A 14717-nucleotide genomic window follows, 5' to 3' on the forward strand; every position below is an offset into this window, starting at 1 on the left:
ATGAAGGCTGGCGGTCATCAGCGATAATCCGCCAGCCAGCACATCTTCTTTACTGCGTTTTTTTAAAGCTTACATTGCCATTTTTCCAAACTCTTTCGGGTTGCCGGAAGGCGGCAAGCGTCCAAGTCCCCGGGAGCGTAGACAACTACGTGACCGGGGCGAGGATGCGCAGCCAACGCATCGGCAGCGCGAAGGAGGAAGGAAAAATTTACCACCAGATTTCCATCTGGGCGCCGAAGGTGACTTCGTCGTCATTACCACGGCTGAAGGTACGGGTGCTGGTATCGTTCATCGCTAAGCCATTGCTTGCGCCGCTGTCAGTGTCGTAGCCCCATTTCTCATCCCAGTTCGCATAGGTTGCGAACACACGGATGGCCGGACGTGACCAGATGCTGTCGCCCGCCTGCCATTGTTGCGCCAGGGTGACTTTGTACTGACCGTTTTTGTCGCCGGTACGCTGGGATTTCACGTTGTCGTAACCGACTTCCAGCAAGGTGCTCATGATCGGGGTCCATTTGTACATCGGACGGACACCGACGGTGTACCAGGTGGTGCCGTTGTTGTTATCGCGGTCAACGTCCTGATACATCGCCACGTACATCAGGCTCCAGGTGTCGTTGAAGTCGATAGCACCGTGGTCGAGCACACGCACCATGCTGCCGTTGTTGTTGATGGCGGCACCATTCGAGTGACCGTTCGCCGCGCCCTGGCCCGGATCCGTCATGGAATCTGCGGCATATTGCAGCACGAATTTGTTATAGCCGTTGTAAATACTTTGCGTATGTTCCGCAGTGACCAGGAAGCCGTCTTTGGTCGCGTCGTCAGCCAGTGAATAACCATCACGCGCGTTAGCACGGCCGTAATCCACCCCTAACTCCAGCACACCGCCCGGGTTAGTTTGCAGGCCTGCCAGACGCACGTCGAACACGTCGTTGGAGGTAGGCACTTCATTACGCTGGTCAGCGATATAACCGTATGAACCGCCGCTTTCGGTGTTACGGGTGGCGGCCAGAGACAGTTTACCGAAGCCCAGATCGATATCTTCCAGGCCCGCACCAGGACCTGAAATATCCCAGTAGTAGAAGTCGATCATGTGAACGTCATGACGTTGGTAGAAACGCTTACCGGCCCACATAGTCGAACCCGGCAGCCATTCGATCAGGTTCTTACCCTTCACGTTTGCTTCGCGGAAAGCCGGATCGGTTGACTCCCAGTCGTTCTGTTGAGAAACGGAATACGCCACGTTGGTGTCGAAGTAGAAGCTCTTATCCCCTTCTTTCCACACTTCCTGACCCAGTTTCAACTCTGCATACGTCTCACATTCGTTACCGAGACGGTATTTGCTGTCTGCACCTGTCGCTTTGAAACATTGCTGCTCGCCGCCGCTGCCGGTCCAGCCAATACCCGAACGGGCATAACCTGTGAAATCCACCGCCATCGCTTGTGTAGAAAGGATGCCAGCAGCCACTGCCAGCGCCAGGGAAGAACTACGCATTGTGATCATCATTTTCTCCTGTAGGGGATCGCGTGCTTTCAAACACCAGGTTCGGGGTGTAACCGGCGACATGCCGTTCCGTCTTCGCGGAACAGATGGCAGCGGTGTGGCGGCAAACCGATGGCGAATGTTGCACCTTCTTCTACCAGCACCACGTCGTTCTGGCGGTACACCAGGTTCTGACGAATTGCCGGAATTTGGATGTGGATCTGTGTTTCGTTACCCAGTTGCTCGACGACCTGCACTTCGCCGGAAAGCGTCACTTCAGCGACGTCGCTTGGCAGAAGATGTTCAGGGCGAATACCCAGTGACAGGTTGCTGCCGACTTTCACGTCGGTCCCTTCCACCGGCAGCCAGACTTGCTGGCGGTTCGGCAATTCGACCTGTACGCGCGCAGGTTCAGCAGCGGTGACTTTCACCGGCAGGAAATTCATTTTGGGTGAGCCGATAAAACCGGCGACAAAGCGGTTGGCAGGATAGTGATACAGCTCGAGCGGCTTACCGACCTGCGCGATATGCCCGGCATCGAGCACCACGATTTTGTCGGCCAGCGTCATCGCTTCGACCTGATCGTGGGTCACGTAAATCATGGTGCGTTTCAGGCGCTTATGCAGACGTGAAATCTCAATACGCATCTGCACACGCAGCGCAGCATCTAAGTTAGAAAGCGGTTCATCGAGCAGAAAAACCGTCGGCTCGGCAACCAGCGTACGGCCAATCGCCACGCGCTGACGTTGTCCGCCGGAAAGCGCTTTCGGGCGTCTGTCCAGCAAATGCGCCAGTTGCAACACTTCGGAAACCTGATTCACCCGTTGATTGATCTCGGCTTTTTTTGCCCCCGCCAGCTTCAGGCCGAAGGACATGTTTTCTGCCACAGACAGATGCGGATACAGCGCATAAGACTGGAACACCATGCCGATACCACGATCGGCGGGCGGCACTTCATTCATGCGTTTATCGCCAATCTTCAATTCACCGGACGTGATGTCTTCCAGGCCTGCAATCATGCGCAGCAGAGTGGATTTACCACAGCCCGACGGCCCGACGAACACCACAAACTCGCCTTCTTCTATTTCCAGGTTGATGTCGCTGGAAATCACGGTGTCGCCAAAGGCTTTGTACACGCTGTTAAGGGAAACGCTCGCCATCCTGAACTCCTGTACTTGCTGCCAGCGAGAAAACTCAATGCAACGAAGAGTGAAGGATTAGCCGGTAACCGTAATCATCCGTAACAAAGTTTTTCATGGGGGAGGAGCAGGGAGGATGACGATTCACCGCAACCGGATGAAAGTTCACAGCAAAAATCAAATTCGTGATCTGAATGGCAAAAAACGAACCATATTTTTGAGTGATGAACCACATAACGCCTGAGAGTGTCGGTGGGATCACATTCTGAGAGGTGGGGGCGTAGAGGGGGGGATGATGAAGCTGTGACAGGTTAAATCCACACTGGCGTCGTACCCTGTCTTTTCCGTCTCAGACGATAAAAAAACCGACTACAAAAGGATTGGATTATGACCCTCAGCATTAAAAAGATTGTTAAACACACACTGGCACTCTCGGCGCTGGCTACGCTGGTGTTGTCATCTTCCGCGTTCGCCAAAATAGAAGAAGGAAAGCTGGTCATCTGGATCAACGGTGACAAGGGCTATAACGGCCTGGCGGAAGTCGGTAAGAAATTTGAAAAAGACACCGGCATTAAAGTCACGGTAGAACATCCGGACAAGCTGGAAGAAAAATACCCGCAAGTGGCAGCCACAGGCGGCGGCCCTGACATCATCTTCTGGGCGCATGACCGTTTTGGCGGCTACGCACAATCCGGTCTGCTGGCTGAAATCAGCCCGGACCAGACCTTCAAAGACAAACTGTTCCCGTTCACCTGGGATGCGGTCACCTTCAACGGCAAGCTGATCGGCTATCCGGTCGCGGTTGAAGCACTGTCACTGATTTACAATAAAGACATCATTAAAGAAGCGCCAAAAACCTGGGAAGAAATCCCGGCGCTGGACAAAGAGCTGCGCGCCACAGGCAAGAGCGCCATCATGTGGAACCTGCAGGAACCGTACTTCACCTGGCCAATCATCGCCGCTGATGGCGGTTATGCGTTCAAGTATGAAAACGGCAAATACAACATCAAAGACACCGGCGTGAATAACGCAGGTTCACAGGCTGGCCTGCAATTCATCATCGATCTGGTGAAAAACAAACACATCAACGCCGACACCGATTACTCCATCGCTGAAGCCGCCTTTAACAAAGGCCAGACCGCAATGACTATCGACGGTCCGTGGGCGTGGTCAAACCTCGACAAGAGCAAAATCAACTACGGCGTGACGTTGCTGCCAACGTTCCACGGCAAGCCGTCTAAACCGTTCGTCGGCGTGCTGACAGCCGGTATCAACGCCGCCAGCCCGAACAAAGAGCTGGCGAAAGAGTTCCTGGAAAACTACCTGATCACCGACGACGGTCTGGCCGTCGTGAATAAGGACAAACCGCTGGGTGCCGTGGCGCTGAAGTCTTATCAGGAGAAACTGGAAAAAGACCCGCGCATTGCTGCCACCATGGCGAACTCGAAGAACGGTGAAATCATGCCAAACATCCCGCAGATGAGCGCCTTCTGGTACGCAGAACGCAGCGCCATCATCAACGCGGTGAATGGCCGTCAGACCGTTCCGCAAGCACTGAAAGATGTAGAAACCCGCATTACCAAGTAATGCCTGCGTTTTAGCTCAATGAACGGTACGGAGCCAACCTGCTCCGTACCGCCACTACAAGGATTGTCCCTATGCCAGTAGCCAAAAAAAGGCCGTTCAGCAATGCGCTTAAGTGGCTGATCATCGCCCTGCTCGCCTGCTTTACCGGTTATCTGATCGTGCTGATGTATGCGCAGGGTGAATACCTCTTTGCCGTTCTAACCCTGATCCTCTCCGGTGTCGGCTTATACATTTATGGCAACCGCCGCGCGTATTCGTGGCGCTACGTGTACCCCGGTCTGGCCGGGATGTCGTTGTTTGTGTTGTTCCCGCTGATCTGCACCATCGCGATTGCCTTCACTAACTACAGCAGCACCAACCAGCTGACCTTTGAACGTGCGCAGTCCGTTCTCATGGGACGTGAATTTCAGGGCGGCAAGGTGCTGAATTTCGCACTCTTCCCTGCGGGCGATAGATGGCAACTGGCACTGACGTCGGCGGATAACAGCGAGACCCTGGTTTCCCCGCCTTTTGCTTTCAACGCTTCCGCGCCGCAAACGCTGGACATGCTGCCGCAAACCGCGCCATCGGCTGAAAAAGCCGGGTTGCGGGTAGTGACACAAAACCGTCTGGCCCTCGGTCAGATCTCAGCGAAATTACCCGACGGCGAAACGCTGCGCATGAGTTCCCTGCGCCAGTTCTCCGGCACTCAGCCGCTGTACAAACTCGGTGAAGATAAGAAGCAACTGACCAATGTGCAAACCGGCACGATTTACCGCCCGAACATGGACACCGGCTTCTATCAGGCAGTGAACGCTCAGGGGGAATGGCAGGCAGAAAAACTCAGCCCCGGCTTTACCGTCGGCATCGGCTGGGGCAACTTCCTTCGCGTGTTACATGACGAAGGGATCCAGAAACCGTTCCTGTCGATTTTCGTCTGGACCGTTGTATTCGCCCTGCTGACTGTGGTGCTCACCGTGGCTGTCGGTATGGTGCTGGCCTGCGTGGTGCAGTGGGAAGAACTGAAAGGGAAAGCGGCGTACCGCATCCTGCTGATCCTGCCCTACGCCGTGCCTGCGTTTATTTCGATTCTTATTTTCAAAGGGTTATTCAACCAGAGTTTTGGTGAGATCAACCTGATGCTCAGCGCGCTGTTTGGCATCAAACCGGCGTGGTTCAGCGATCCATGGACGGCCAAAAGCATGATCATCATCGTCAACACCTGGCTCGGTTATCCGTACATGATGATCCTGTGCATGGGCCTGCTGAAAGCGATCCCGGACGATCTTTACGAAGCATCCGCTATGGACGGCGCGACGCCGATGCAGAACTTCTTCCGCATCACGCTGCCGCTTTTGATCAAACCGCTGACGCCACTGATGATCGCCAGCTTCGCGTTTAACTTTAATAACTTCGTGCTGATCCAGTTGCTGACCAACGGCGGGCCGGACATGCTCGGCACCACCACGCCAGCGGGTCATACCGATTTGCTGGTCAGCTACACCTATCGCATCGCCTTTGAAGGCGGCGGCGGGCAGGACTTCGGGCTGGCGGCAGCGATTGCCACGCTAATCTTCCTGCTGGTGGGAGCGCTGGCTGTCGTGAACCTGAAAGCATCACGTATGAAATTCGACTGAGGAGAAACAAACAATGCCTATGGTTAAACCGAAGTCGCAGAAAGTCAGATTGCTGGTCACACACCTGCTGTTGCTGTGCTTTCTGGCGCTGATCCTGTTCCCGTTGCTGATGGTGTTCGCCATCTCGCTGCGTCCGGGTAACTTCGCCACCGGCAGCCTGATCCCGGATCAGGTCTCGTGGGATCACTGGAAACTGGCGCTCGGCATTGCCGTCAACAACAGCGACGGCAGCGTTACGCCACCGCCGTTCCCGGTGATGCTGTGGCTGTGGAATTCGATCAAGATCGCCGTGATCACCGCCGTCGGCATCGTCGCGCTTTCCACCACCAGCGCCTATGCCTTTGCCCGCATGAAATTCCGCGGTAAAAGTTCGCTGCTTAAAGGGATGCTGATTTTTCAGATGTTCCCGGCGGTGCTGTCGCTGGTGGCGCTATACGCCCTGTTCGACCGTCTCGGCATGTACGTGCCATTCCTCGGGCTGAACACCCACGGCGGCGTGATTTTCGCCTATATGGGCGGCATCGCCCTGCACGTCTGGACGATCAAAGGCTATTTCGAAACCATCGACGGTTCGCTGGAAGAAGCCGCTGCGCTGGACGGTGCCAGCCCGTGGCAGGCATTCCGTCTGGTGCTGCTGCCGCTGTCTGTGCCAATTCTGGCAGTGGTGTTCATTCTGTCGTTCATCGCGGCCATCACCGAAGTGCCGGTGGCGTCGTTACTGCTGCGTGACGTCAACAGCTACACCCTGGCGGTCGGTATGCAGCAATATCTTAACCCGCAAAATTACCTGTGGGGTGATTTCGCGGCGGCAGCCATATTGTCGGCTATCCCGATTACGGCGGTGTTCCTGATTGCTCAACGCTGGCTGGTCGGCGGCTTAACGGCAGGCGGTGTGAAAGGTTAACTGTAAGGCTAATGCGCTTTGTAATACTTGATCAATTCCCTGTGTCTTGGGCGGCTGAATAAGCCGCCTTTTTTTATGCATGGAGGGATCGGGAATAACCAAATAGTCGGTGCAAAGGTATCAGCGAGCTCACAAGAGGCAATGGACTGTATAGCGATCACCAGACCACCTTAGTATTCATATACAGGCCATCCGATCCCAACGGTTGCCCATAAAAAAGGGGTCCTGCCCTAAGGCAGAACCCCTTTTCACTTCCTTCCTTTCAGCTTCAGCTCACCGATACTTTCCGGCGGCGTTTATCGAGGTCTTTAATCAGCTTATTCACCTGCTCGTCGGCAAACATCTCTTCGAGCGTATGGGAAAGCTTACGGCGCCAGTTCGGATATTCATCGCTGGTACCGGGCACGTTAACCGGTGCGCCCATGTCCAGCCAGTCTTCCGGTTGCAGGCCGAGCAAGGCACAGGCACTGTCAGCAACGTAGCGTTGCAGACCACGGTTGAGTATTGGCGTCATTTCCATCAGTGCAGCTTTATGCCCGGTTTTCTTCGGGATGCAGCCGTAATGATGCAAACCATCAAGCAACCCCTGACGTGCGCGGGCGCGGTCGGCGTACAGCTCCTGTAAAACAGCCTCGTCGCGGTACAAACCGAGGGATTTTCCCAGCGCCAGATCGTCGCTTTGCCAGTAGCCGCGCAGCGTCGGCAGGTCGTGCGTGGTAATCGTGGCCATCGCCTGAACCGGATAGGACTGCGGCGCGCGGAAGTTGTTTTCCTCGTCGCGCTCGAAATACAGCACTTTGTAGGAATACACGCCGCTTTCGCGCAGTTTGCTGACGATCTCGACCGGTACGGTGCCCAGATCTTCGCCGATCACCATGCAACGGTGACGCTGGCTTTCCAGGGCTAAAATAGCCAGCAGATCATCCACCGGATATTGCACGTACGCACCTTTATCCGCCGTTTCACCCGCCGGGATCCACCACAGGCGCAGTAACGCCATCACATGATCGATGCGCAACGCGCCGCAGCTGGTCATGTTGGAACGCAGAAGATCGATAAAAGGCTGATAGCCGCGCCTCACCATCACATGCGGATCCATCGGGCGCAGATCCCAGTTCTGACCGAGCGGGCCGAGAATATCCGGCGGTGCACCCACCGAGGCTTTCAGGCAATACAGCTCGCCGTCGCCCCAGGTTTCGGATCCGCCTGCCACCACGCCGACCGCCAGATCACGGTAAAGCCCCATCGGCATCTCGTGCCGCTGGCTGGTGTGATAACACTGCGTAAACTGGGTTTCCGCCAGCCATTGCAGCCACAGATAAAACTCCACATCCTGAGCATGTTGCTCGCAGAACGCCCGCACGGCCGGGCCACGGGCATCATGATATTTTTCAGGCCAGCGGTTCCAGCCAAGTGCCACATCACTTTCTTTCGCCAGATGCTCGTAAAGCGCATCAAACGCAGCCTGCAGATACAGGCTTTCACCGCCCTGTTTGACGAAGTTGCGCAGGGATTTCACCTGTGGATCCTGCGCCTTACGCCCCTGAAAATGTGCGTAAGCCAGCCGTAATCCTTCTAATTTCAGCGGCATAACGCTGGCGTAATCCACCCAGTCATTGGCGCGCACCGCCTGCAAACGTTGCTGCGTCAGCGGCTGATGCCACCACTGTTGCGCCGCGTCGCTGAGACGGAAATCCTCCACCGCGCCGACGTCGATATAAATCACGTTCAGCCAGCGGCGGGATGACGGACTGTAAGGGCTGGCGGCCACCGGATTCGCCGGATACAGCGCGTGGATCGGATTAAGCCCGACAAACGCGCCGCCGCGTTCGGCAACGTTTTTCAGCATCAGATTGAGATCGCCAAAATCACCGATGCCCCAGTTATTTTCCGAGCGCAATGTATAAAGCTGCACGCAGGCGCCCCACAGTTTTTTACCGGCCAGCAGTGCATCCGGTTCGTAACAGCGTTTCGGCGCGACAATGACCCGGCACTCCCACTGTTGCGCGTCCTGCGTCAACGTCAGCTGGTGATAACCGGCAGGAATTTTACCCGGGAGCGCCAGCGTCATTTTGCCGCTGATCCGCCCCTTTTGGGTCACGCCGCTTTCCAGTTTCAGAGTCCAGGCATATTCGCCTTCACCGCCGACCGGCAATGCCAGGCGGCTGCCGGTGACAAACACTTTGACCGACGGCACCGGCGTGGCAACCGGGCGGCGGCTGCCCGCCACCCAGCCCATCGCCGATAACAGTTCACGCTTGGTCTCGGAAGCGATTGCCTGTTGTTTGCCGTGCGCATTAATAAAACCAGAAGCAATCCCCGCCTCCCTGGCGGCCTGCTCCAGTGCTTTGTTCTCCATGCGGGCTCCTTATCGCTTCGCCTGCCAGATCCGTTGCTGATAATCGCGGATCGAGCGGTCGGAACTGAACATCCCTACGCGGGCCGTGTTGAGGATAGTTTTACGCGTCCACTCATCCTGGTCGCGATACAACGCGTCGACTTTTTGCTGTGCCGCGCAGTAATCGGCAAAGTCAGCCAGCACCAGATACGGGTCGCCGCCGCCCAGCAAACTGTCGAGCATCAGGCTGAAGGCCTGTTTGTCGCCATTGCTGAAGAAGCCGTTTTCCAGTTCTTTGAGGATCTTATCCAGGTGCTTGTCTTTCTTGCGAATTTTAAGCGGATCGTAGCCCTTCGCCTGCAAGGCTTTGACCTGATCGACGGTGTTACCAAAGATGAAGATATTGTCTTCCCCGACCTCTTCAGCAATCTCAACGTTCGCGCCGTCGAGCGTGCCGACGGTCAGCGCGCCGTTCAGCGCCAGTTTCATGTTGCCGGTGCCGGAAGCTTCTTTACCGGCGGTAGAAATTTGCTCGGAAACATCAGCCGCCGGGATCATCAGTTCAGCCACGGACACGCGGTAATCCGGAATAAACACCACTTTGATGCGGTCACGCACCAGCGGATCGTTATTCACTTTTTCCGCGACTTTGTTGATGGCATAGATGATGTTTTTCGCCAGGTAATAACCCGGTGCCGCTTTCGCGCCGAACAGGAACACACGCGGCACCAGATCCATTTCCGGGTTATCGCGCAACTGACGGTACAACGACAGAATGTGCAGCAGATTCAGATGCTGGCGTTTGTATTCATGCAGACGTTTGATCTGTACGTCGAAAATCGCGTCAGGGTTGAGGGTCAGCCCCATCACCTGCTTCACGTAATGCGCCAGTTTGATTTTGTTCTCACGCTTAATGGCCTGATAACGCTGACGGAATTTTTTATTATCCGCAGAACTTTCCAGCCCTTTCAGCGCGTCCAGGTCATTCACCCATTCGGTTTTCAGGGTGTCATCAATCAGCGATGACAGCGCCGGGTTACACTGTTTCAGCCAGCGGCGCGGTGTGATGCCGTTGGTCACGTTGTGGAATTTATTCGGCCATAACAGGTGATATTCCGGGAACAGGTCTTTGACCACCAGTTCGGAATGCAACGCCGCCACGCCGTTCACCGCAAAACCACTGACCACGCACAGATTTGCCATCCGCACTTGTTTGTTCTGATGGACAGACAATTTTTCCCAGACGGCTTTGTCACCCGGCCACTGTTTTTCGACCACTTTTTTGAAGCGGGCGTTGATGGCTTTGATCAGCGAGAAATGGCGCGGCAGCAGGCTGCGCACCAGTTTTTCATCCCAGCACTCCAGCGCTTCCGGCATCAGCGTGTGGTTGGTGTACGCGAACGTCTGGCGGGTGATCGCCCAGGCGGCGTCCCATTCAAGCTGGTGTTCGTCGAGCAAAATACGCAACAGCTCTGGAATGGCAATGGTCGGGTGCGTGTCATTGAGCTGGATGACTTCAAATTTCGGTAAATCCTCAATTTTACGGCCAAGGAAGTGATGGCGGCGCAGGATATCGGCCACCGAGCAGGCGCACTGGAAATACTGCTGCATCAGGCGCAGGCGTTTGCCAGCGTCGTGATTGTCATTCGGATACAGCACTTTGGTGAGTTTGGCCGCATCAATGCCTTTTTGCTCGGCTTTAAGAAATTCACCGTCATTGAACAACGTCAGATCGAACGGATGCACGTCAGTGGCCTGCCACAGGCGCAGCGGCTGGGTAACGCCATTTTTGTAACCGACCACCGGCAGATCCCAGGCTTCACCGCGCAGGGTAAACGCCGGATGCCACTGTTCAGCACCCTTTTCGTTTTTTGTCAGTTTGCCACCAAACGCCACATCGACGGACAGTGAGCTGTTGTGGCTGAACCACGGATAGCATTCGCGATGCCAGTTATCCGGCGCTTCCTGTTGTTTGCCTTCGCTGAACGACTGGCGGAAAAGACCGTACTGATAGTTCAGACCGTAGCCGGTCGCCGGTTGCCCGACGGTCGCCATGGAATCGAGGAAACAGGCAGCCAGACGGCCTAATCCGCCATTGCCCAGCGCAGGATCGGTTTCCTGCTCCAGTACGTCGGCCAGCTCGACACCCTGCTCTTTCAGCGCCTGACTGACCGTGTCGTACCAGCCGAGATTGATCAGATTATTCGCGGTCAGGCGCCCGATCAGGAATTCCATCGAAATATAGTTAACGTGCCGTTGCGGCTGTTTCGCCGCCGCCGGTGCCGGTTGCGCGCTCAGTTGTTCAGATAATGCGGCACTGGTGGCCTGCCACCACTGGTGCGGTGTCATATCCTGTGCCTGCTGCAAACCGAACCCTTGCCACTGGCGTTTCAGCGCGGCTAAAAACTGCGTCTTATCTAAAGTCACCTGCATCACATGCCTCTTTATCCGGAAATTTGTAGGGAAAGTCTGGTGTTGATTATCACTATGCTGACGCGTATGTCGGTGAGCGGCATCCTCCCGTAAAAGATTAGGCAGGGAGGAGAAACGGGGCGTAGCCGGAGGAGACGGAGGTTCAGGGCAGATGCCTGAAAATTTGTATTAAGAAGTGTGATGCAGAGCAACTTAACGGCATGTAAAAACGTAACATTCTTGCAATCAATGTTTCAAAGGAGGACTTTAGAAAAAGTGATTAATTACACGCTGTGAAATAAATAACGTCCCCTCTGTCCTTCTGTCAAAAGAATCGAAAAAAATGCTGATCCCTTCAAAATTGAGCCGCCCGGTGCGGCAGCAAAATACAGTGGTTCGGGAACGTCTGCTGACGAAGCTCTCGACTGCGCCAAATTATCGTCTGACCCTGGTCGCCAGTCCGGCGGGTTATGGGAAAACGACGCTGGTGGCGCACTGGGCTGCAGGTAAAAGTGATCTGGGCTGGTATTCTCTTGATGAAAGCGACAATCAGCCGGAGCGCTTTGCCAGCTATCTGATTGCTGCTGTACAGCAGGCCTGCGGCGGGCATTGCATCAAAAGCGAAGCGCTGAGTCTCAAGCATCAGTACGCCAGTTTACCTGCGCTGTTTGCCCAGCTTTTTGTGGAACTTTCCGACTGGCACAGCCCGCTGCTGCTGGTGATCGACGATTACCATCTGATTTCTAATGACGCCATTCATGAAGGGATGCGTTTTTTCCTGCGCCATCAGCCGGAAAACCTGTCACTGGTGGTGCTTTCACGCACCCTGCCGCCGCTGGGCATCGCCAATATGCGTGTGCGGGATCAACTGCTGGAACTCAACGCCTCGCATCTGGCCTTTACGCATCCGGAAACACAGCAATTTTTCGACAACCGGCTGAAAGACCCGATTGATCAGGCAGACAGCAGCCGGCTGTGCGACGAAGTCGCGGGCTGGGCCACCGCCTTGCAACTGATCGCGTTATCGGCGCGGCAGTCTTCCCACCCTTCACAGCATTCGACGCAGCAGTCCGCACGCAAACTGGCCGGGCTGAATGCCAGCCATCTTTCTGAATATCTGGTGGATGAAGTGCTGGATCGCGTTGATGCCCCGACGCGTGATTTTCTCCTGCGCTGCTCGCTGTTACGCTCAATGAACGACGCGCTGATTGTGCGCCTGACCGGCAGCGAAAATGGTCAGCAACGGCTGGAAGAACTGGAACGTCAGGGATTATTCATCAACCGTATGGATGACAGCGGCGAATGGTTTAACTTCCACCCGCTGTTTGCCACATTCCTGCGTCAGCGTTGTCAGTGGGAACTGGCATCTGAGCTGCCTGCCATTCACCGCGCTGCCGCCGAAGGCTGGCTGGCGCAAGGTTTTCCGGCCGAAGCCATTCATCATGCGCTGGGTGCCGAAGACACCAATTTGCTGCGCGATATTCTGCTGCAACATGCCTGGGCCCTGTTTAATCAAAGCGAGCTGGCGTTGCTGGAAGAATGTCTTGCCGCTCTGCCTTATGACCGGCTGATTCAGAATCCTAAACTGGTGTTGTTGCAGGCATGGCTCGCACAAAGTCAGCACCGTTATGCTGAAGTCGAGGTGTTGCTGGCCCGCGCTGAAAGCGAAATGAAACAGCATAATATTGTGATGGAACAGGCACTGGCGGCCGAGTTTGATGCCCTGCGGGCACAGGTGGCTATCAACGACGGACGTCAGGATGAGGCGGAAAAACTGGCCACTGAGGCGCTGCGCTATCTGCCTTATGAAAGCTATTACAGCCGCATTGTGGCCACGTCCGTGACCGGTGAAATCCAGCACTGCAAAGGGGATCTCACCCGCGCACTGCCGCTGATGCAGCAGACCGAGCAAATCGCCCGCCGTTATGAAGCCTATCACTACGCCTTATGGGCGCTGCTGCAACAGAGTGAAATTCTGATTGCTCAGGGCTTTTTGCAGGCCGCGTTTGAGATGCAGGATCGCGCTTTTGAACTGGTGCGCGAACAGCATCTTGAACAGTTGCCGATGCACGAATTTTTATTGCGCTTACGTTCCCAACTGTTGTGGTCATGGTCGCGGCTCGATGATGCAGAAGAAGCTGCGCGTGAAGGGCTTAATGTGCTGAGCAATTTCCAGCCGCAACAGCAGTTGCAATGCCTGGCGATGCTGGCGAAATGTTCGCTGGCACGCGGTCAGCTCGACAACGCCCATCATCATTTACAACGCTGTGAAGCATTGCTGAAAACCGGTCAGTATCACATTGACTGGCTGACCAATACCGATAAGCCGCGGGTGATTTACTGGCAGATGATTGGCGATAAAAACGCTGCACGCCAGTGGCTGCAACAGGCGCGTAAACCGGACATGGCAGATAACCATTTCCAGCAAGGTCAGTGGCGAAATATTGCCCGCGTACAGATTTTGCTGGAACAGTTTGATGAAGCTGAAGTGGTGCTCGATGAACTGAATCAGAATGCCCGGCAGTTGCGCCTGACCAGCGATCTGAACCGCAATTTGCTGCTGAGTAACTTACTTTACTGGCAAACCGGGCGCAAAAGTGACGCCCAAAAAGCATTGATCGAAGCGCTGGCGCTGGCGAACCGTACCGGTTTTGTCAGTCATTTCGTCATCGAAGGGGAAATGATGGCGCAACAACTGCGCCAGTTGATCCAGCTTAATCTGCTACCGGAACTGGAACAGCGCCGCGCCCAGCAGATTTTGCGCGAAATTAACCAGCATCACCGTCACAAGTTTGCGCATTTCGACGAAGGCTTTGTGAACAAACTGCTGACCCATCCGCAAGTGCCGGAGCTAATCCGTACCAGCCCGCTGACGCAGCGCGAGTGGCAGGTTCTGGGGCTGATTTACTCCGGCTACAGTAATGACCAGATTGCCGGTGAGCTGGACGTTGCATCAACGACCATCAAAACCCATATCCGTAATCTGTATCAGAAACTGGGTGTTGCGCACCGTCAGGAAGCGGTGCAGCAGGCTCAGCACCTGTTACAAGTGATGGGTTACGGCGCGTAATTATCTCTTCAAAATACATCACGATTTCTCCGCTTTTCATAACACATCGTCAAAATAAGTTGATGTGTTATGCCTATTTTTTATTAGCGAACATTTTTTACTCAAAAATAAAATCCGGTGATATAATGTGACCGTCGTCACATAATTGTAATTCACCATTTCTTCTGT

Annotated in this window: 8 protein-coding genes; 4 read left to right on the forward strand and 4 right to left on the reverse strand. The window is 55.0% G+C overall.

Annotated features, from left to right (window positions below; all coding sequences use genetic code 11):
- Nucleotides 1–208: 208 nt before the first annotated feature.
- Together AACU55_RS25375 and malK are read right to left on the reverse strand one after the other, a co-directional pair.
- Nucleotides 209–1507, reverse strand: a complete 1299-nt coding sequence (locus tag AACU55_RS25375) for a maltoporin (RefSeq protein ID WP_167686158.1) — start codon at nucleotides 1505–1507, stop codon at nucleotides 209–211.
- Between the two features lie 26 nt (nucleotides 1508–1533).
- A complete protein-coding gene (gene malK, locus AACU55_RS25380; RefSeq protein WP_013573874.1) occupies nucleotides 1534–2643 on the reverse strand; it encodes a maltose/maltodextrin ABC transporter ATP-binding protein MalK in 1110 nt (369 codons plus the stop codon).
- A gap of 366 nt (nucleotides 2644–3009) precedes the next feature.
- On the opposite strand from malK, the gene malE reads away from it, so the two are divergent.
- The 3 genes from malE (at nucleotide 3010) to malG (ending at nucleotide 6729) form a co-directional block, all read left to right on the forward strand.
- On the forward strand, nucleotides 3010–4209 hold the full coding sequence (gene malE, locus AACU55_RS25385; protein ID WP_013573873.1) for a maltose/maltodextrin ABC transporter substrate-binding protein MalE: 1200 nt from the start codon (nucleotides 3010–3012) through the stop codon (nucleotides 4207–4209).
- A 71-nt stretch (nucleotides 4210–4280) separates the two neighbouring features.
- The gene (gene malF / locus AACU55_RS25390) at nucleotides 4281–5825 is read left to right on the forward strand and encodes a maltose ABC transporter permease MalF (RefSeq protein ID WP_013573872.1); all 1545 of its coding nucleotides are present in this window, start codon (nucleotides 4281–4283) and stop codon (nucleotides 5823–5825) included.
- 13 nt (nucleotides 5826–5838) lie between these two features.
- Nucleotides 5839–6729: a maltose ABC transporter permease MalG gene (malG, locus tag AACU55_RS25395; protein WP_134706384.1), complete on the forward strand. Its 891-nt coding sequence runs from the start codon at nucleotides 5839–5841 to the stop codon at nucleotides 6727–6729.
- A 268-nt stretch (nucleotides 6730–6997) separates the two neighbouring features.
- Here malG and malQ read toward each other — a convergent pair whose 3' ends face one another.
- Both malQ and malP read right to left on the reverse strand, forming a co-directional pair.
- Nucleotides 6998–9088, reverse strand: a complete 2091-nt coding sequence (malQ, locus tag AACU55_RS25400; RefSeq protein WP_134706386.1) for a 4-alpha-glucanotransferase — start codon at nucleotides 9086–9088, stop codon at nucleotides 6998–7000.
- Between the two features lie 9 nt (nucleotides 9089–9097).
- The gene (gene malP, locus AACU55_RS25405) at nucleotides 9098–11500 is read right to left on the reverse strand and encodes a maltodextrin phosphorylase (protein ID WP_112197553.1); all 2403 of its coding nucleotides are present in this window, start codon (nucleotides 11498–11500) and stop codon (nucleotides 9098–9100) included.
- Between the two features lie 322 nt (nucleotides 11501–11822).
- On the opposite strand from malP, the gene malT reads away from it, so the two are divergent.
- Nucleotides 11823–14549, forward strand: a complete 2727-nt coding sequence (gene malT / locus AACU55_RS25410) for an HTH-type transcriptional regulator MalT (RefSeq protein ID WP_013573867.1) — start codon at nucleotides 11823–11825, stop codon at nucleotides 14547–14549.
- Nucleotides 14550–14717 lie beyond the last annotated feature (168 nt).

Source organism: Rahnella sp. CJA17(1/100) (assembly GCF_963881615.1).
In the GTDB taxonomy this organism is placed as follows: domain Bacteria; phylum Pseudomonadota; class Gammaproteobacteria; order Enterobacterales; family Enterobacteriaceae; genus Rahnella; species Rahnella aceris.

What these genes read in the sequence shown, in the direction of transcription:
- AACU55_RS25375 (WP_167686158.1), bottom strand. Translation starts at nt 1,507, where the DNA reads ATGATGATCACAATGCGTAGTTCTTCCCTGGCGCTGGCAGTGGCTGCT.
- malK (WP_013573874.1), bottom strand. Translation starts at nt 2,643, where the DNA reads ATGGCGAGCGTTTCCCTTAACAGCGTGTACAAAGCCTTTGGCGACACC.
- malE (WP_013573873.1), top strand. Translation starts at nt 3,010, where the DNA reads ATGACCCTCAGCATTAAAAAGATTGTTAAACACACACTGGCACTCTCG.
- malF (WP_013573872.1), top strand. Translation starts at nt 4,281, where the DNA reads ATGCCAGTAGCCAAAAAAAGGCCGTTCAGCAATGCGCTTAAGTGGCTG.
- malG (WP_134706384.1), top strand. Translation starts at nt 5,839, where the DNA reads ATGCCTATGGTTAAACCGAAGTCGCAGAAAGTCAGATTGCTGGTCACA.
- malQ (WP_134706386.1), bottom strand. Translation starts at nt 9,088, where the DNA reads ATGGAGAACAAAGCACTGGAGCAGGCCGCCAGGGAGGCGGGGATTGCT.
- malP (WP_112197553.1), bottom strand. Translation starts at nt 11,500, where the DNA reads ATGCAGGTGACTTTAGATAAGACGCAGTTTTTAGCCGCGCTGAAACGC.
- malT (WP_013573867.1), top strand. Translation starts at nt 11,823, where the DNA reads ATGCTGATCCCTTCAAAATTGAGCCGCCCGGTGCGGCAGCAAAATACA.